The organism is Gammaproteobacteria bacterium (assembly GCA_013697705.1).
Lineage (GTDB): Bacteria > Pseudomonadota > Gammaproteobacteria > UBA6002 > UBA6002 > UBA6002.
In genome coordinates this window covers 204,843-223,464 of sequence record JACCWJ010000021.1, presented here as the reverse complement: position 1 = coordinate 223,464, position 18,622 = coordinate 204,843, and the positions used below count along the sequence as shown (strand labels likewise).

17 protein-coding genes are annotated in these 18,622 nt (G+C 40.0%); 2 read left to right on the top strand and 15 right to left on the bottom strand.

Translation table 11 applies throughout. The annotated features are described in order from the left end of the window. Positions 1 to 55: 55 nt before the first annotated feature. The 5 genes from H0U71_04605 to H0U71_04585 all read right to left on the bottom strand — a co-directional run bounded on the left by H0U71_04605 (position 56) and on the right by H0U71_04585 (position 6,910). Positions 56 to 2,491, bottom strand: a complete 2,436-nt coding sequence (locus H0U71_04605; protein MBA2654334.1) for a hypothetical protein — start codon at positions 2,489 to 2,491, stop codon at positions 56 to 58. A gap of 458 nt (positions 2,492 to 2,949) precedes the next feature. Then, positions 2,950 to 3,711: a slipin family protein gene (locus H0U71_04600; protein ID MBA2654333.1), complete on the bottom strand. Its 762-nt coding sequence runs from the start codon at positions 3,709 to 3,711 to the stop codon at positions 2,950 to 2,952. Continuing rightward, a complete protein-coding gene (locus H0U71_04595; GenBank protein ID MBA2654332.1) occupies positions 3,708 to 4,052 on the bottom strand; it encodes an NfeD family protein in 345 nt (114 codons plus the stop codon). The genes H0U71_04600 and H0U71_04595 overlap by 4 nt, the downstream gene beginning before the upstream one ends. 69 nt (positions 4,053 to 4,121) lie before the next feature. After that, complete coding sequence (trpB, locus tag H0U71_04590; GenBank protein ID MBA2654331.1) at positions 4,122 to 5,366, bottom strand: tryptophan synthase subunit beta; 1,245 nt, start codon at positions 5,364 to 5,366, stop codon at positions 4,122 to 4,124. Positions 5,367 to 5,377: 11 nt separating this feature from the next. Further along, positions 5,378 to 6,910 carry an aldehyde dehydrogenase family protein gene (locus tag H0U71_04585; GenBank protein MBA2654330.1) on the bottom strand — a complete coding sequence of 511 codons (1,533 nt, stop codon included), beginning with the start codon at positions 6,908 to 6,910 and terminating at the stop codon, positions 5,378 to 5,380. A gap of 223 nt (positions 6,911 to 7,133) precedes the next feature. Here H0U71_04585 and H0U71_04580 point away from each other — a divergent pair, with 223 nt between their 5' ends. After that, complete coding sequence (locus H0U71_04580; protein MBA2654329.1) at positions 7,134 to 8,003, top strand: GNAT family N-acetyltransferase; 870 nt, start codon at positions 7,134 to 7,136, stop codon at positions 8,001 to 8,003. Positions 8,004 to 8,024: 21 nt separating this feature from the next. Here the strand turns inward: H0U71_04580 and H0U71_04575 are convergent, their stop codons facing one another. Further along, positions 8,025 to 9,440 (bottom strand): glutamate--tRNA ligase, encoded by a 1,416-nt coding sequence (locus H0U71_04575; protein ID MBA2654328.1) that lies wholly within the window; start codon positions 9,438 to 9,440, stop codon positions 8,025 to 8,027. A gap of 111 nt (positions 9,441 to 9,551) precedes the next feature. Here H0U71_04575 and H0U71_04570 point away from each other — a divergent pair, with 111 nt between their 5' ends. Next, the gene (locus H0U71_04570) at positions 9,552 to 10,271 is read left to right on the top strand and encodes a UDP-2,3-diacylglucosamine diphosphatase (protein MBA2654327.1); all 720 of its coding nucleotides are present in this window, start codon (positions 9,552 to 9,554) and stop codon (positions 10,269 to 10,271) included. A 92-nt stretch (positions 10,272 to 10,363) separates the two neighbouring features. Here the strand turns inward: H0U71_04570 and H0U71_04565 are convergent, their stop codons facing one another. The 9 genes from H0U71_04565 to lepB form a co-directional block, all read right to left on the bottom strand. Beyond that, positions 10,364 to 11,134, bottom strand: coding sequence for a type III pantothenate kinase (locus H0U71_04565; protein MBA2654326.1), 771 nt, complete (start codon positions 11,132 to 11,134; stop codon positions 10,364 to 10,366). Positions 11,135 to 11,242: 108 nt separating this feature from the next. Then, positions 11,243 to 12,001 carry a pantoate--beta-alanine ligase gene (gene panC / locus H0U71_04560; protein ID MBA2654325.1) on the bottom strand — a complete coding sequence of 253 codons (759 nt, stop codon included), beginning with the start codon at positions 11,999 to 12,001 and terminating at the stop codon, positions 11,243 to 11,245. Further along, positions 11,979 to 12,767 carry a 3-methyl-2-oxobutanoate hydroxymethyltransferase gene (gene panB / locus H0U71_04555; protein MBA2654324.1) on the bottom strand — a complete coding sequence of 263 codons (789 nt, stop codon included), beginning with the start codon at positions 12,765 to 12,767 and terminating at the stop codon, positions 11,979 to 11,981. The genes panC and panB overlap by 23 nt, the downstream gene beginning before the upstream one ends. Then, the gene (locus tag H0U71_04550; protein ID MBA2654323.1) at positions 12,764 to 13,483 is read right to left on the bottom strand and encodes a DUF2520 domain-containing protein; all 720 of its coding nucleotides are present in this window, start codon (positions 13,481 to 13,483) and stop codon (positions 12,764 to 12,766) included. Before H0U71_04550 ends, panB begins: the two co-directional genes overlap by 4 nt. Before the next feature lie 359 nt (positions 13,484 to 13,842). After that, complete coding sequence (locus tag H0U71_04545) at positions 13,843 to 15,390, bottom strand: hypothetical protein (protein ID MBA2654322.1); 1,548 nt, start codon at positions 15,388 to 15,390, stop codon at positions 13,843 to 13,845. 120 nt (positions 15,391 to 15,510) lie between these two features. After that, positions 15,511 to 16,221, bottom strand: a complete 711-nt coding sequence (gene recO / locus H0U71_04540) for a DNA repair protein RecO (GenBank protein MBA2654321.1) — start codon at positions 16,219 to 16,221, stop codon at positions 15,511 to 15,513. After that, positions 16,202 to 17,104: a GTPase Era gene (gene era, locus H0U71_04535; GenBank protein MBA2654320.1), complete on the bottom strand. Its 903-nt coding sequence runs from the start codon at positions 17,102 to 17,104 to the stop codon at positions 16,202 to 16,204. Before era ends, recO begins: the two co-directional genes overlap by 20 nt. Before the next feature lie 9 nt (positions 17,105 to 17,113). Beyond that, on the bottom strand, positions 17,114 to 17,782 hold the full coding sequence (rnc, locus tag H0U71_04530) for a ribonuclease III (protein ID MBA2654319.1): 669 nt from the start codon (positions 17,780 to 17,782) through the stop codon (positions 17,114 to 17,116). Continuing rightward, positions 17,782 to 18,555: a signal peptidase I gene (gene lepB, locus H0U71_04525; GenBank protein MBA2654318.1), complete on the bottom strand. Its 774-nt coding sequence runs from the start codon at positions 18,553 to 18,555 to the stop codon at positions 17,782 to 17,784. The genes rnc and lepB overlap by 1 nt, the downstream gene beginning before the upstream one ends. Positions 18,556 to 18,622: the final 67 nt, after the last annotated feature.

Sequence of the window (18,622 nt, the reverse complement as noted above, 5' to 3'; positions counted from 1 at the left end):
CTCCTCGTCGTCGCGGGACGACGTGGGGGGTATGTCGCAGAACTAACAACTATGATTAATTACTAATACCACCCACTGCTATGCCAGGATCGAAGAGATCGATGCCGAGTGATTCTTCCCCACCGCCAGGTCTTTCATTATGATTTGCGGCTTGATTATACCCAAACCCGGAAAAGAAGCCACTGCTAGGCCTTCCTTCCTTCCTTAATGCTCCCTGACCGTTTGAATTATTTTCCTCCAAGGAGAATAGCGGTTCCCTCGAACCACCCGGCGTAGATGGTATGGCTCCCTTTTGGGAATCTTTCACTTGCGCCAACTTAGCAGTACTCTTTTCTGCTTTACAAATAGTCTCAATTAACGATACCTTCATTTCAGTATCAGACAATTTTTCCAAATTTTTAGCTGCTTTATATTCACATATTTTTTGAGCAACAAAAAATCCTGCTACCGCAACAGCCACGAGACTAAATGCTACAACAGCGCCCGGACCAAATAACATTGCTCCTAAAACCAGTGCTATACAGGCTGCCCCCGCTGCAGGGAAAATATATTTATTTGCTTTGCGATTAAGGCTGAATAAATTGTGTTTATTGATACTGGAGAACCATCCAGTACGAGGATGAGCCTCGACAGAACTTTTTACATCTAGAATCTCTGTCTTAAATTCTGTAAGTAATCTATTCGCATCAGGGGCTAGGCTTTTATCTTCTTGTAAGAAGAGCGACAATTTATTATAAAAGTCTGCTGTTTGATTCTGAGGTAATCCAGTTACTGAGTCGCGATCACGTCTGATTCCAGTGACCTCTTCTAATCGAAGCAGGATCATTTCTTTTCGCGCTAAAACATCTTCCAAAGCCTTGTCTGCTGCACCGTCAATTTGTCTTTGAACCTTGTTATACGTAGCCTTTTTTTGTCGAGAAAACTCATTATAAGCTCTTAACAATTCAGCGACTAATTGCTCTTTTGAGTACTTAAAAAGGGGGTCAAAAGCCTTGTCGCCAACACGTCTGCGACAATTTTCTACTCGAGAGTGCACTACTCGAATACGATCGACCTCGGCTTGACCCTCCTTAGTGAGATAATCTTTCGCATTTTTGAAGCCATAACGAAGGCCGTACACTATTCCCATTAATCCTGCCGCTAAACCGGTCCAGGTAAAAGAAGTGGCGAAAAGAGGCAACCCGACGAGAGGTATGGCAGGCAAGATTAAGGGGGCTAATAAACAAATGGTACACATAATGGCAATTCCAACCACAAGACCAATAGAAAGCCAATAACCCCATTGAGCAATGGTATGAATTATGAGACGAGCCTTAATGGCTCTATCAATTTCGGGTAATGCAATAAGGGCTTCTGGGGGACCCGCATTCTCTTTTACAGGTTGTTTATCATATTGGTATTGTTTGCCCTGCAGCGAATTGACCTTGTAAAGAAGGTCATGTCTGGTTTTATCATGCTCAATAGTTCTATTAACTTCGATCGCTTTGCGCTTATTGATCTTAGTGATATAGCGGCTATAGAGAATACCTGCTATGCCTGCCAGGGGGCCGACAATTATTGCCACAATAAATACAGGCCATGAGATTGCCAACCCTGCAATAATAGCAACCCCAGTAACCATTGCCATGGCTGTATTATTTCTATGCAAGAATTGCATGATATTTTTTACAGCCCTTAAGATTTTTGATTGTTTCTTTTTGATGACAGGGTCAATTGGAACTTCAAATGGAGCAACTTCACCTAAACTAAGGGCGGCGACTACCTTACCGCTAAACCCCTCAGGCCAGGTAAGATTCGTAGCTTGTTTTTGAATGGTGTTAATGTAGGTATTAACTTTATCAGGAAAGTAAGGATCAACACGAGTAACAGTAGTGCGACTGTAGTGACTGAGGGCTTTTTCGAGAAGGCGAATCATACCTTCTTGCCCTGGCAAATAACCTTTATTGCCTCTTTTTTCTACTAGGCTTTCCCGAAATTTTTCCCCTACAAGATCATGAAGATCATGAGCCTGAAGGTATTGATGCAAAATATATATCAGCAGTTGATCATTATTTAATCCGTATTGCCCATCGTCGCGCAAAGAAAAATCAACGCCATTTAACTTCCCGGTTAACTTTGTATTAAGACCATCGTTAACAAATTTTACTTCTAAGCCCAGCAGTCTGGCTTGCTCGATTCTTTCTTTCTCATTTTTGTATCTTTCATATTCTTCGACTGCAGCTGAGGCCAAAAAGATCGGAGCCCCAATAATAGAACCAATAATTATGGGACCCGCAAAGTAGGCTGACTTCCCCGATTTATAAAAATCTGCCGTGCGAAGTACAGAATTTATTCCCTTGGTAAAATGCAGGCGCCACGTGCAATATTGCTTTATAAGGGTAAAAAGAGTATCAGCACCTGTTACAACGCTGAGTATACCCCGCGTTAAAATAGTATACCAAGTTCTGTTTTTTTCGACGTGATCTTCAAAAAATTCCGGATGATCTTGCATATTTCCTCACGCTAGCTAGGGGTGGTCCTGGCACTTGCTTAGAGACTTTATTGGGCTTTAACTTATAATAAATACATAATATTAAAATAATCTTAAAGGTCCGCAATCCGTGCGCATCATCCATGGCAACCGCATCACCCCCCTTGACAAACATTTGAGGGCTTGAATCTTCCTGGATTTCGCTACGCTACATCCCGGCTACTTTGAGTGTTGTAGCCTGGAGGAAACGAAGTGTAGTCAAGGGCTTATTCAGTTTGATGCGGTTGCCATGCGCATCATCCTGTATTGGACAAAAACTTACGCTTACCCCCGTCGTCTACCAAATTGATCGCGGGCTACAGCGCTAAGTTTTTGTCCACTAATAAGGCAAATTATGTTCATCAACTCCCAAGGGGAGCTCAATTCAATTTGCTATTGTAGCTCTTCTTTTCGAGGAGCTACAACTGAATAATGCGAGCCTATGACTTATTTGCTACTTTGTCTAAAGCACCTTGTAAAGAGGACAACAGATCAATAGGAAGTGGGAAAATGATGGTAGCTTTTGAATCTGAAGAAATATCGATCAATGTCTGTAAATAGCGCAACTGTATAGCTTGTGGCTGCGTAGATAAGACTTTAGCCGCTTGAGTGAGCTTTTCAGAGGCTTGCAGCTCCCCTTCAGCATTAATAATCTTAGCTCTTCTTTCCCGCTCTGCCTCAGCCTGCCTCGCAATGGCACGAATCATGATTTCATTAAGATCGATATGTTTTATTTCTACAGTAGATACCTTTATACCCCAGGCATCGGTTTGCTCATCGAGAATTCTTTGAATATCAGCATTCAATTTGTCTCGCTCAGACAACATTTGATCTAACTCATGTTGGCCCAGTACTGATCGCAAAGTGGTTTGGGCTAGCTGGCTAGTGGCTTCATAATAATTCTCTATTTGAATCACCGCTCGTTGAGGATCCACCACTTTGAAATAAACCACAGCGCTAACCCGCACTGAAACGTTATCTCGAGAAATGACATCTTGTGAAGGCACATCCATTACTACTGTTCGAAGCTGAATTTTCACCATTTGTTGAAAAAAAGGAATCACCAATACTAAGCCTGGACCTTTAACCTTCCAAAATCTGCCCAGCGTAAATATCACGCCGCGCTCATATTCTTTCAATATTTTAACCGCGCTAAAGAGCAGTAGAGCGACTATTATGGCAAGTGTATATGTTCCAATCATGCTGATTTTCCTTTTTGGATTTTAGAATTAACAGGGGAGACAATGAGAAATAATTCATCAATAGCGACCACCTTGACCGTTTGGCCCTCCTCTAAAGGGACATTTGATCGGATTTGCCATAATTCACCGCGTATTCTGACGCGCGGGTGGGCTTCATCGCCGGGGATAAGAATAACATCCCCCTGACTATTAATGAGCTCTTCACTACCACTCACAATGGGTAGTCGACGTGCGCGAAGCAGCAGTAACACAATTAAAATAAGCACTGCTGCGCTGACCACTACTGCGATAATAACCGGTAACATAGAAGTAAAGCCTGAAGCCTGTGGATTGGACAACATAATAGATCCTATAGTAAAGACATTGATTCCCCAATTCCCAAGGGACCCAAGCTGGCGCTTAATAAAAATTTATTCATATTCAATAATACTTTTAAGGTAATCTGTCCATGACTTGTCCCCTAGAATCCTGCCATAAGCAAAAATATCTTTATCACCCCGTCCGGATAAACTAATCAAAAGAATATCATCGGATGAAAGATTTTTGGCTTCTTTGAAAGCAGTTGCGAGCGCGTGTGATGATTCAAGCGCCGGAATAATACCTTCTGCCTGCATCAATAACTTGGCTGCCTCAATAACTTCTTCATCAAATGCCTGCTCAATTCTAACCTTTCCTTGATCAGCCCAATCCGCAATGATAGGCGAAATGCCGACATAATCTAGCCCAGCTGCTATTGAATGCGTGCTCAACAATTTCCCTGCTTCATTTTGTAAAAAAATTGTTTTATAGCCTTGAGCTATTCCTAGGGATCCTTGCCCACTGGCAATGCGACTGGCATGCTCACCGCTTTTTATGCCTGTTCCTCCGGCCTCAACACCGATCAATTCGACATCCCCTGTCAAAAAACCTTGAAAGATGCCAACCGCATTAGAGCCACCTCCCACACAGGCATATACTTTAGAGGGTAATCTACCTAATCGTTCTAACATTTGCATGCGTGCTTCAAGACCAATAATACTTTGAAGATAACTCACAAGCGCAGGAAAAGGATGAGGGCCACAAACAGTGCCCAATAAATAATGGGTGGTCTTGCGGTTAACCAGCCAATCTTCAAGTGCTGCAGTAATGGCCTCCTTAAGAGTGCAATCTCCCTTTTGTACCGGATTTACCTCAGCCCCAAACCGTTCCATCCAAAATACATTTGGCCGCTGCCTCCTAACATCTTCACTCCCCATATAAATATGTGCGTCAAAACCGAACCGAGCCGCCATTATGGAGGTAGCCAAGCCATGCTGGCCGGCTCCTGTTTCCGCCACTACCCTTTTTTTGCCCAAACGTTGCATTAATAATCCCTGACCTAAAGCATTATTAATCTTATGGGCGCCAGTATGATTTAAATCTTCCCGTTTCAAATATATTTGCGCTCCTCCTAATAGCCGGGTTAAATTGCCAGCAAAGGTGATGGGAGTAGGTCTGCCGCTGAACTCTTGGACCAAATTTACGAAACTAAACCAGAATGTTTTATCTTCAATGATGTTATAAAATTCTCGCGTCAACTCTGTGAGATTGGGGTTTAATTCTTCTGACAGGTATTGACCCCCATATTTTCCAAAAAAACCATTCTCATCGGGTAATAAAGGGTGCGGGGGCTCTATTAATATCTGCTTCACATCGCACCTTCCTTTTTTGGTAAGGTAAAGTTAATCCCTTGGGCCAGCGGAAGTTCATTGCTCCAATTAATAGTGCAGGTTTGCCGGCGCATATAATACTTCCAAACATCCGATCCCGCTTCCCTCCCTCCCCCAGTCTCTTTTTCGCCCCCAAAAGCGCCCCCTATTTCTGCGCCAGAGGTGCCCATATTGACATTTGCAAGCCCACAGTCACTGCCTAAAACGGACAGAAAGAGTTCTTCATGTCGAAGATTTTGGGTGAAAAGCGCCGAAGACAATCCTTGCTTAACATCATTTTGGAGTGAGATAGCCTCTTCGATGCTATCAAAAGTGAGAATATATAAGATAGGAGCAAAAGTTTCTCTTCGAATTAGCTCTGACTGTTCTTGTGCATACACCAGGGTAGGTTCAACAAAATGTCCCGGGCCATCCAAGACGCTACCTCCAAAAAGGATTTCACCCGAAGTGCCCTTTATTTCCTCAATCGCACGTTGATAGGCTTGCACTGCTAAATCATCTATTAGAGGACCCATTAGAATATGGGGATCCAATGGGTTGCCAATAGGTATTTGTTTATAGGCGGCGACGAGTTGAGTTACGAGTTGATCATAACGACTTCGATGAACAATTAATCTTCTGGTTGACGTACAACGTTGACCCGCCGTTCCCACCGCGCCAAACACGACGGCGGGTATGGCTAAATCCAAATCGGCCGTCTCATCAATGATGACCGCATTATTACCGCTTAACTCTAAAAGATAGCGACCTAAACGTTGTGAAACCATTCCCGCAATGTTTCGCCCCACGCGGGTTGAGCCCGTGAATGAAATAAGGGGTAATCTTTCGTCTGCCACCAAAGCCTCGGCGGTAGCTGTGTCATGGGTAACCACTAGGGAAAATACGCCGTCATGCCCCAACGATTTCATCACCTTGTTACAAAGCAATTGCACTGCAATTGCACATAGCGGCACTTTATGAGAGGGTTTCCAAATGACGGTATCGCCACAAATTGCTGCAATAAATGCATTCCATGCCCAAACTGCCATAGGAAAATTAAAAGCAGTAATTACGCCAACAGGTCCCAATGGATGCCACTGCTCCAACATACGATGATGCTTGCGCTCAGAGGGTATAATTTTTCCGTATAACATTCGCGAAAGACCTACCGCAAAATCTGCCATATCGATCATTTCTTGAACTTCGCCATCACCCTCTGGTTTTATTTTTCCCGATTCAATCGAAACGAGGGTTCCTAACAAATCTTTATGGGCACGCAATTCCTGGGCGATTAAACGAATGCACTCGCCTCTAACGGGGGCCGGAACTTCACGCCACTTGAGGAAGCCTTGATGTGCTATTTTTGTTATTTCTTCATAATCATTACGCGAAGCCATCTCAATGACAGCAATTTCTTTCTCAGTAGCAGGATTTTTAGAGGTTAGAATTTCCCCTCCCGAGGATTGCCAGGAAAAGCCTCCAAAGCCCCCTGAATTTGTCATCCCTAGCCCTAATTTTGAAAGCACATCCATTTTCGATCCCCCAAATCCATTTGGTATAGTCTCATAGTATAATTTAAAGCGAGCGATAAATCTTTGCATTTAAATTTGATTTTCCTTACAATCTCCAGCTTTCCAGAATGCATTTAGAGCTACTGTAACTAGTCAACGCTAATTTAGAACCGCTGAATAAATGCACATATACTATACTCCCATTAGAACCTAAATCGGAAGCAATAACCCCTGAGCCTTATGAATGATTCGAAAATATTTAATTAAAACAACAAAACTTTCGAAAAATGAATTAAAAGAAATTAAAAATCTCTCTATTATTTCGCATAATATCGATGGGTTTAAAACCAAACTTTACTGGAATATTTTGGAAGATAGAAAGCTTCCTGAGTATGACGATTTCTTGTTGTATATTGAGGGTAATTTAGCTGCTTATATCGGCGTATTTGCCTTTAAAGAAGATGAAGTAGAGTTATCTGCCATAGTTCACCCAAAGCATCGCCAACAAGGCCATTTTAAAAGTTTGTTATCAGAAGTTTTCGCAGAACTGACAAAAAGAAATTTTAAAAAATGTTTGATAATTTGTAATCGAGAAGCTGAGATTGCGATGCAAATTGTGAAAAAACTTAACACTACTTTTTCACATTCCGAATATGAAATGGTCTCCCAAAAACCCGTGCAATTTCCGAATTTACCGTCTCTTGAACTTCGTGAATTTACGCATGATGATATTGTAGATCTCGCACAAATGGATGCCATTTGTTTTAACAGTTCTCTCGATAAGATGATATTTCGTTTCGTCAACAGTATGAATGAAAAAAATCGCAAAGTGTATGTTGCCTTAAGTGAGGGCGAAAAAATTGGCAAAGTTCACTTACGTTTTGATGATAAAAATCATGCCTACATACATGATCTTTGTATTTTACCCGTGCATCGACGCAAAAAATTTGCTACCGCAATGGTCTTGAAAATAATGGAAATGCTACAGCAAAAAAAAATTAACCGAATTTATTTGGATGTTGAAGGCGACAATACCAGCGCAATAAAACTTTATGAACAATGCGGCTATGAAATTACCGCTATTCATGATTTTTGGGCTTATGAAATTCCCTAACTCGATTTTTTAAATTAATGATTAATTCGCCATATTCTGCTGTGCCAAATTCAATCTGGTAATAATCTCACTCACCGGCAATATTCTAAAAATAGCAGCCATTTCGGGTCCATGCAGTTCACCTGTCAACGCAATACGCAGCGGCTGAAATAGCCCCTTGCCCTTCACTTGCAATCTTTCCTGCAGATATTCACTGATGGCTCTAAAATTCTGCCCCTGATCTTCAACAGCATCAATTGCTACTCGGAAAAAATTTGGACCTGCTTCTTGCAATATTTTCTTCTGTTCTTCCAGCAGCATTCGTTTATCGCTGGAAAAGAAAATTAATGCATATTTTTCTGCATCCTCTGGAAAGGTGATATTTGACTTGATTGTTGTAATGAACATTTCGCGTTTGGCTTCAGGCACGAGGTGTCGAGTGCTCTCACTCATCCATTCCCACAAAGCGTCACTTTGCTTGCGTGAAATAGCTTCTTGTTGCCAACGTAGTAATTGTTGATAGTCAAAACGAGCAGGCGATTTACCTAAATTGGTTAATTTAAATTGGCCCGCTAATTCGTCGAGCGACATATAGGTATCATTTTCATAATAATGGCCTAATCGAGCCATGTAATTATTAACGGCTTCAGGGAAAAACCCTGACTCACGTAATTCACGAATACTGCGACTGCCATGCCTTTTAGATAACGGGCTGCCATCGTCCCCCACAATTAACGAAATATGTCCGTAAGTGGGAATTGGAAGCTGCAATGCTTGTAAAATTAACACTTGTCGCGGGGTATTAGTGAGGTGATCCTCCCCTCTCAACGCATACGTCACTTCCATTAAGGCATCATCAATGGCATTGCAAAACATGAAGGGAGATGTACCGTCAGCACGTCGTATAATAAAATCACCGATATCGCTTCCGCTAAATCGCTGCAACCCTCTTACTGCATCATCAAACTCAATGGTACAGTCATTAGGCACATGGAAACGTAATGTAGGCTTCATGCCCGCCGTCATTTTTTCTTGTATTTTCTCTTGGGAAAGACCCAAACAAGTGCCTGCATAACGAGGAGGCCGGCCAGAAGCACGCTGCACCTTGCGCATCAACGCTAATTCTTCTTCGGTGCAAAAACAAGGGTAGGCTTTTTCTTGCTGTTCTAGCAATGTGTAATAATGATCATAGACTTCTTGACGCTCAGACTGGCAATAGGGCCCATGATTTAAATCTTTATGTGGGCCTTCGTCCCAACATAACCCGAGCCAGTTTAGATCGAGCTCTAATGCTTCTTCATATTCCTTTTTGGAGCGGGTGACATCGGTATCTTCAATACGAAGCAAAAAAATGCCTTCTTTTTGCTTGGCAAGTAATGCATTAAATAATGCAGTGCGGGCATTGCCGAGATGAACATAACCTGTTGGACTTGGGCAAAACCGCGATTTTGCTTTCATATTGACCATTAATTCACCTTTCGCTAGGATTTAGTTATTATTAGGAGAGTATTGTAACTTTTTAGGTTACAGATTGGAACGTTAGATCCTCATTACCATTTTAAGTGAAATATGCGACATACCTTATTTATTGCAGACCTCCATCTGGATGAAAAACATACGTTAAGCACCCAACTGTTCAATCAGTTTATGGATAATCATGCCCCTCAGGCAGAGGCCGTGTATATTTTGGGTGATTTTTTCGAGCTGTGGATAGGCGATGATCACGAGACACCGTATATCTCCACCATAAAAAGGCGGCTGAAATCGTTAACTGAAAAAAATATTCCTGTCTATTTTATGCGCGGCAACCGTGATTTTTTAATCGGCAAACGCTTTGCTAAACAAACAGGCTGCAAGATTCTAGCTGAACATAGCATCGCTCAAGTCTATGGCGAAGATGTTATTTTATTGCATGGCGACTCGCTGTGCTCACTTGATCTTAAGCATATGAAGTTCCGTAAGCTCACGAATAACCTTTTGCTCCGCGCATTATTTTTAAGCCTACCTTTAAGGGTTCGAAAAAAAATTGGCGATAGTCTACGTCAATCGAGTCGAGGTCATCATTCGATAGTCCCCGATTACTTAGATGTGGTTCCTGAAACTATCGATCACATTTTTTCAACGACCCCCGCACAACTTATGGTCCATGGTCACATCCACAAGGCCAGTGTTTTCAAGACTATGCTCGATCACAAACCCACTGAACGGATTGTATTGGGCGCATGGGAACACCAAGGGTGTGCATTAAAATGGTATGAGAGCGGCAAAAAAGAAATGTTATTTTTCTAAGACTCACTTGCCTGCGAGTTTTTATAATTACTTTCATCGAAAAATGTGTAAATTTCTTCATAATTTTAATACAGAGGCTCACCATCAATTAATTATTCAACAGAATAACTATAAGCGATTTTTAAACCGTCGAGCGCGAGGTGAGGCAGGTGGAGAGCAAATAATGTTTCATTTGTATACAAATTTGAGAAGCTGCCCGTGCCTATGATAATAATTTCTTCATCGTTGAATACCTGAGATTGCATGCCATTAACAATTTCTTTTATACCACCAAGCTGACCATAATAAAGTCCGGCTTGAATGCTTTCCTTTATATTTGCGCCTAAGTAGGATGAAGCTTTGCCTATGTCTACCTCTATTAATTTGGCTGCTTTATTTTTTAATGATTCCATTGATATTTGAATACCCGGTAAAATAGTGCCCCCCAGATATATTTTATTTTTGTTAATAGCACAGATACTGGTAGCAGTGCTCATATCAACAATAATTAAATTTTTGTTAGGAAACACTTGTACAGCACCTATCGCATTTGCGATTTTGTCGGCGCCTACATCTTGAGGATGTTTGTACTTTATATTAAGGCCTGTTTTCACTCCGGCTTGCAACATAAATATGTCTACATTAAAAACCGCGAATGCCTGTTTTAAGATACTCTCAAAACTGGGAACAACCGAGCACATAGCAACACCCGTAATATCATCAATAGCAATATTTTTTGTTTGCAAGTATTGAAATAAAAAAATATAAAATTGATCAGCTGTACCCAGAAGCGGGGTAGAATATTGAAAGTGACAAACGAGCTGTTCTTGATGATAGACACCCGCATTGATTAAAGTATTTCCAACATCCATACACAATAACATTTTTTACTCTCTTGTAAGTGCCACATTAAATATTGTTAATTGCATCATAATTCGTATCTACTCGCACCCAAAGTGATTCGTTGGCTAGGACGCTCTAGGGGCGAGTAGTTACCATAATTCAACGTTGTCGATCAACCTAACGTTATCCAGCCAAACAGCGCCTAAACGTCTTTGCCACTTCTCAACGATATAATCCACTTTAAACCCCAACTGGGTAAGTTGTTTTATAATTATATCGGTAGAATTAGTGCTGTTAAGTGACTGATACAAACTAGCTGCTTTCTTACGTTGCACAGCAGTGAGTTTAGAGTTGCGCGAACTAAGTGCTAATCCATCTTCTGCTCTTATAGTGGGACAAGCGATTATTTGAGTGGGAATAAATAAACTAGCAACCATTTTCTTTATTAATAACAACTGCTGAAAGTCCTTCTCACCGAAATAAGCGTTACTCGGCTGCACTAAATGTAGCAGTTTTAGTACGACAGTTAACATGCCAGCAAAATGATTTGGACGAAATTGACCCTCTAATTCTAGGCTTATATTGTTTTCAGTAAGTTGTATTTCATAATTATCATTATAGATTTCTGTCGAAGAAGGCACCAATAAGTAATCAATGTTATGTGAAGAAAGCTTAGTTATATCTGCCTCTAACGTGCGCGGATAGTGCTCAAAATCCTGTGTTTGATTAAACTGGGTAGGATTAACAAAAATACTAACCGCGGTAACATCATTGTTCATTTGTGAGCTCGCACAGAGACTCATGTGACCTTGATGTAAGTTTCCCATCGTCGGAACAAAGCCAACACGTTTGTTTTTAAGCGATGCCCGAATTTCTTGCCATTCATTAAGCGCAACAATGATCTTCATGTAGGGGAAATTCTCCTCTATTAATAGATTGAATATAGGAATTCACTCCATCCTTGATATGCTGCTCTCCATCAGTGAATTTTTTAACAAACGAAGGGGTGAAATCTATGTTGAGCCCGAGTAAATCTTGAAAAACAAGTACTTGACCATTAGGATGCGGACCTGCTCCAATGCCTATAGTAGCAATAGAAACTTGTTCAGTTATTTCTTTGGCAAGTTGACTTGGTATGCACTCTAGTACAAGTGCAAAGCAACCCGCTTCTTGGAGCAGTAATGCTTCATCCTGGATCTGCTGCCTACTTTCTTGTGTCCTCCCCTGAACTTTGTACCCCATTTTTAGTACGTGTTGCGGAGTTAAACCAATATGTCCCATAACGGGGATGCCGGAATCAACTAAGTGTTTAATAAGCTTTAAGTTGCCCGACGCCCCTTCTAATTTGACTGCGTTTGCGCCTGCACAGATTAAATGTTGTACAGACGAGACGCTATTGCTAAGTGATTTACGGTAGCTAAGAAAGGGAAGATCGCTAACAATAAATTTGTTATTCGCTCCTCGTTTGACAGCCGCGGTATGTAGAACCATCATCTCTAAAGTGGTAGAGAGTGTGTCTTTAAAACCATGCATGGTCATGGCGAGAGAATCCCCTACGAGCAAGCAATCAATAGAAGTGTTTGATAAAATACGTGCGCTGGAATAATCATAACAGGTCACCATGCTTATTTTGGAATTCGCTTCTTTTTTAGCATAAAAATTTTCAACTCTCATATGGCCTCCTTCATTGTAATTTTGTCATAACAAGTTACGAAAGTTTGATAGACCTCTTGAAATGGATCGTCTTTGAGAGAAGCTAAATTATTATTAATCGTTTCATAATCGTGACGAACAAGGGGACCCGTTAATGCATTTTCAGGATTGGCAATAAGATTTTGTGTGATTTGTGTCAGATAAATCTGTGATAATGAAATCGGAATATTAAATTCATCGCTCAAGTTGCGGAAAAATTTTTGCCATAAAATAACACTGAAATTGCCGCTTAACACGCATAAAGCATGATATTTCGATTTTAATGATGTATTCAAACGCAGATTTAGATTTGATAAATTGGGCAATAAATTTCCAAAATCTGGCGCATCATGATCAATTATAAAAGGAATAGACATATACGTTTCAAGATCATATAAACCATCATTGAAACTAGTTAATGGATGAGCACCATAAGCAAATTTACTCGTTAAACTACCGGAAAAATGAACAAGAATACTATTTGCTTTTTGTAAGTGTTGTGCAATAAATTTATCTATAGCTCGGTCATCAATTAAGATTAATATGTGGGAAGCTTGAGGAAGGAGCGTTATAAGCTGGTCTGTAGGATCTTTTCTACACCATTTAGCAAACGTGATTTTTAATAAAGTAAAATAATGCGCAATATGTTTGGCTACACGGCCATTGCCAATAATTAAATAATGCGGTACTTGTTTCATAATCAAGTCCTAGTTTTTAAAAACTAGGCAAACTATATATTAAATTTTTTCCGGTGACAATATATGATAATGGTATTTATAACTCGCTTGCGCAGGGGTCATTCACCCTCCTCCCGCGAAATTATTGCCTAATTAACTTTCCACGCTAAAGAATAAGCTCACTTTGGGACTGCTTATCTGTATGCATTTGCACCATAGATATAATTAATGCAAAGCTGCCTCATCCAAATCCTAATATTAGAAATGCAATTAATGCATAACTTACCATTTATATTACATTCGTTAGCAAATATTATGGTAACTACTTGCCCCTAGAAGCGGACGTCCGCTTCTAGGGGCAAGTAGTTACATTCAAAATTTTAATTAAAATCAATTGAAGGAGCATCAGGATTTATAGTAACTTGATTATTACAGCTAATAGTTTCGTGCAACGGCTGGAAGAAAAAATTTTTATTATATCGATCTTGATAATAATTATTTTGTGAACGCGTGGGGACGAGACTTACTTCAGCTTTTTCAAATTCATGAAAATCGGGTTTGATGGAAATAGTTAATAATGTTTGCAAGGAATTGGTGAAAAAATTTGCAGATAAAACGAGTGATTCATCGAATAATGCAGGGTCAGGATGAATTGAAATATCATCATGAATTACCTTCACATGAGTGTTATGACTTAATTCATCTGATACTAATGCTTCCAGTTCTTGCCATTGAGAAAACCCCGACTCTTGAGTAGCAGGGGTAGGCATATTTTTAGACTGGACGGTATCCGCAGGCGCGCGAACAAATTCAGCATCACTTTCAAGAGCAGATACATATTGACTGCCACTTTCAAAATCGCTCAAGAGATCACGCAAGTATTTAATCTTTATTTTTCCTTTCAGGGTGACGTTAAAAAAATTAGGATAATCTTCATATAGTGCTTTTAATACAGCATAAATGAATTCTTGAGATTTAAACTCTATCACTTTGCTAATTCGTTTGGTTTTCTCATCTTCACAATCTCGGGCAGACGATAAATACCATCTAAGTGCTGGTTGTATTTCTTTGCTGGCATCCAGAATAAAAATATTATTCAGATGTTCAATGGCAAGAAGACATCGTGACGCTAAAATACTTTCAATCGCCAACTTAGTATTGGGGTGCACATTTACGTACCAATTAATGGCAAACTGAAAAATATTATTTTCATCCTGTATTGTCATGCTAGCCATGCATTGAATAGCAGCGGGACTCCCACTGGCTAAAATTGATTTGATGGGGGTTATTTTATTTGTATGTGCACTCACAAACCAATGGAGCGCCAATTGAGGCTCTGTATCCTCCTGCAAAATCATAAGCTGAGCTAAATGTTGAATAGCTAATGCACAATGGCAACTTAAAATTGTCTTAATCGCCATCACTTTTTCAGCGCGGGCATTAATAAACCAGCACAGTATCGATTGATTGCCCATTTGTTTATGTACCAATATCTCGATAGCCAATCTATTTCGAGACCACAGTATGCGGTAGATAATGCATATTTTTTCCGCATCAGTGCCAACAATATATTTCTCTGAAATAAAGAGATCCTCAATGATGTGATCTAGCCTATATCTAAATCCATAGGTTAAAAAGGATCTTACATCTTCTTCCTTATACAGCCTGAACTTTAGTTCCCAATTAAAAAACTTGATCAGCTGAGTATTGTTTTTCCATAATCTTTGAGCGCTGGCAAAATCTTTTCCATTAAGCATCTTGAAGAATTTTTTTATGTCACGCAGGGTGTTCCGCGGGTGGTGGTTCTCATTAAGGAATCTGGCAAATTCTTCCACCTCTTGTTCTAGGGGTGGGCCCTCATTTGCATAGCCGGAATTCGGAAGAGTGGTATTATTACTATTTTCTATTTCTTCTGTTAAGTTTAACATGATTAAATCACCTGCTTTCTGAAATAACCAATTGATAAATTATTGTTGCTCACATTTTTTCATGGTAAAAACATAAATAATTTAATTACGAAGCGAATCAGTTGTGAACTCGGCGTAAAGTTAAGAAAAAAGCTCTCTACTTTTAAGATGTTTATTACCTAATAAACCTCCCAATACTAAACGCATCAGCCGCCTTGCGGCTTTCAAAATTTCACTGGTTTCAAAATTATTTTTCTCGATGGCTATTAAATCGCTGCCGCGAAATGTCGTGTTTTCCGGGTGGATATTGCCGCAAGCAACAATTCCTTCCTCAATATGATACCGATAAAATTGGTTAGGAAGCACTGCTTTGCCAGTCACTTCTTGCGTTAAATTCAAACCGTAGCCTAACTCAGCTAAAAGCTGTTTTTCAAAAAACCGTAATATTTTTTGAGGCTCTTCATTTTGATTTTGTAACCGCTCAAGGGCTTTTTGATAATAATCAAATAAATTCGGATAAGGATCGTATCGATGTAACAGTTTTATTAACAGCTCATTTAAATAAATACAATTAAATAAGTTTTGGCCTTGAATAAAATACGCTGCATTAGTTGCTTCCGCGGCTGTAATTTGCACCAATTCGGTTTTTGCTATACCACTTATTACCAAAGGGGAAAAAGGGACTAAGCACCCTTTAAAGCGAGATTGCATTCCACGAGCGCTCCGAGCGATAGCAGAAATGAGGCCATGATTCAACGTAAAAAAATCAACCAGCAGGCTAGTTTCACGATAGGGTTTTGCATGTAGTACAAAGGCAGGCTCCAGAACTATCTTAATCGCTTTCGCTCCTATAGCCTAAGCTTTGCAGCGCGCGATCACTATCTGACCAACTTTCTTTTACTTTCACCCAAAGCTGTAAAAATATTTTGGTTTCAAAAAGCAGCTCCATTTCTTTGCGCGCTCGCGTGCCTACTTTTTTGAGCACGCCTCCCTCGGCTCCAATCACAATGGCTTTCTGACTTAATTTCTCCACCCATATAATTGCGCCAATACGGTACATTTTTTTTTCTTCTTTAAACTGCTCAATTTGGACCGTTAAAGCATAAGGTAATTCTTGACCTAAACTGCGCATTAATTTTTCGCGAATAATTTCTGAGGCTAAAAAACGCTCACTGGCATCGGTGACTTGATCATCAGGGAAAAAATGCGGGTTTTCAGGCAGGAAGGAATTTACCAAATTTTCTAATTCAATCACATTATTATTTTTTAATGCAGACATAGGTAAAATATAATTAAATTTAAACTTATTACTCAGTTCCTCTATAAAGGGTAGCAGCATTTGTTTATCTGCAATTTTATCCACTTTATTGATAACCAAGATGACCGGACTTTGAACGTGTTTTAACTTTTGCAAAATCCATTCATCATCGGCTTGCCATTTGAGCGCTTCAACGATAAAAACAATTACATCCACATCATGAATCGCAGCACTCGCTGCTTTGTTCATATAACGATTTAATGCTTTTTTTGCTTCTTGATGTAGCCCTGGCGTATCGACATAAACGGTTTGTATTTCACCCTCTGTCTTTATACCCAAAATGCGATGCCGAGTGGTTTGAGGTTTGCGTGAAGTGATACATATTTTTTGACCGAGAATATGATTTAACAATGTTGATTTACCCACATTAGGACGACCAATAATTGCAACATAACCACAACGTGAAACTTTATTCATACATTCTCGCTAAATTCTCAATAATTCTAAAAATTTTTCTGCAGCAAGCTGCTCCGCTTTGCGACGACTAGGACCAATACTACTTGTGACATATGCCAAACCAGACACGCGGCACTCTATATGAAATAATTGTGCATGCGCTTCTCCCTCAATTGCCAGAATTTCATAGCAGGGCAAGGGAAGATGCTTGGCTTGGAGATATTCCTGCAAGCGCGTTTTAGGATCTTTTTGTATTGAAAGATGAATCTCATTGATACGTGATTCAAACCAACTTAAGACGCGCCCTTGACACGTTTCGTAATTAGAATCGAGATAAATAGCGCCAATTATTGCTTCAAATGCATCCGCTAAAATTGATTTACGTAAAAAGCCTCCGCTTTTTAATTCGCCTGGACCCAAGCGTAGAAAATCTCCCAATTCGAACTCCTGAGCAATCTCTGCAAGGGTTTCGCCTTTTACCAGTGTAGCGCGCAAACGGCTCAAATCACCCTCTTTTGCAGACGTAAAGTTACGGTAGAGTTGTTCTGCAATGATGAAATTAAGTAAAGAATCACCTAAAAACTCAAGACGTTCATTATTTTCGCTTCTGACACTCCGATGCGTCAACGCAGCCAATAATAAGTCCTTGTGCTTGAATTCATAATTTAATTTGCGCATTAATTGGTCAGCAGAACGCATTACTTCACAGCCTTACCTATGCGATTCCATCGCACATGATGATCTTGTGCATCCCAACTCATCCAGATACCAAACGCTTTACCGATTAAAAATGTTTCAGGTACAAAACCCCATGATCGACTGTCGTCGCTATCATCACGATTATCGCCCATCATAAAATAATGGTTGTCTGGCACTACAATATCGACATCTACAGGATCACTCACTTCAGGTTTAACAAAAATGTTATGCTTTATCCCCGCAAGATTTTCAATTTTATGATCAACTTCGGATGTCAAACCATCTTGCTCTATATCTTTGCCCTTACCCAAATACTCTTGAGACATTTCTTGTCCATTAATAGTAAGTGTCTTATTTTTGTAAACAATATGATCACCCGGCAAACCGATAACACGTTTTACAAATAATTTACTGGTATCCACTGGCCAATGAAATAAAGCAATATCCCCTCGTTTAGGCTCGCCTACTCCAAAGATTTTCTGATTAATAACCGGAACTCTCAGCCCATAAGAAAACTGTTTGACTGCGATAAAATCTCCAGGAAGCACGGTAGGCTCTAATGAACCGGTAGGTACCCGATACGGTTGGATAATAAATGATCGAATAATCCACACTAATAATAAGGCAGGGAAAAAGGATTTAGAAAACTCAATAATTTTAGGCATTGCCGCTTCATTGGTCCGCCTTTTGGCGAAAAAAAGCGTATCTGCTAATGCGATAAGACCCGTAATAACCACTAACATGGTTAATATAAATGGAAAATCGATATTAATCGGCATGCTCTATCCTCAATAATTTACTCAATATTATTCAACCCTAGCGGCGAATCTTTAATTTAGA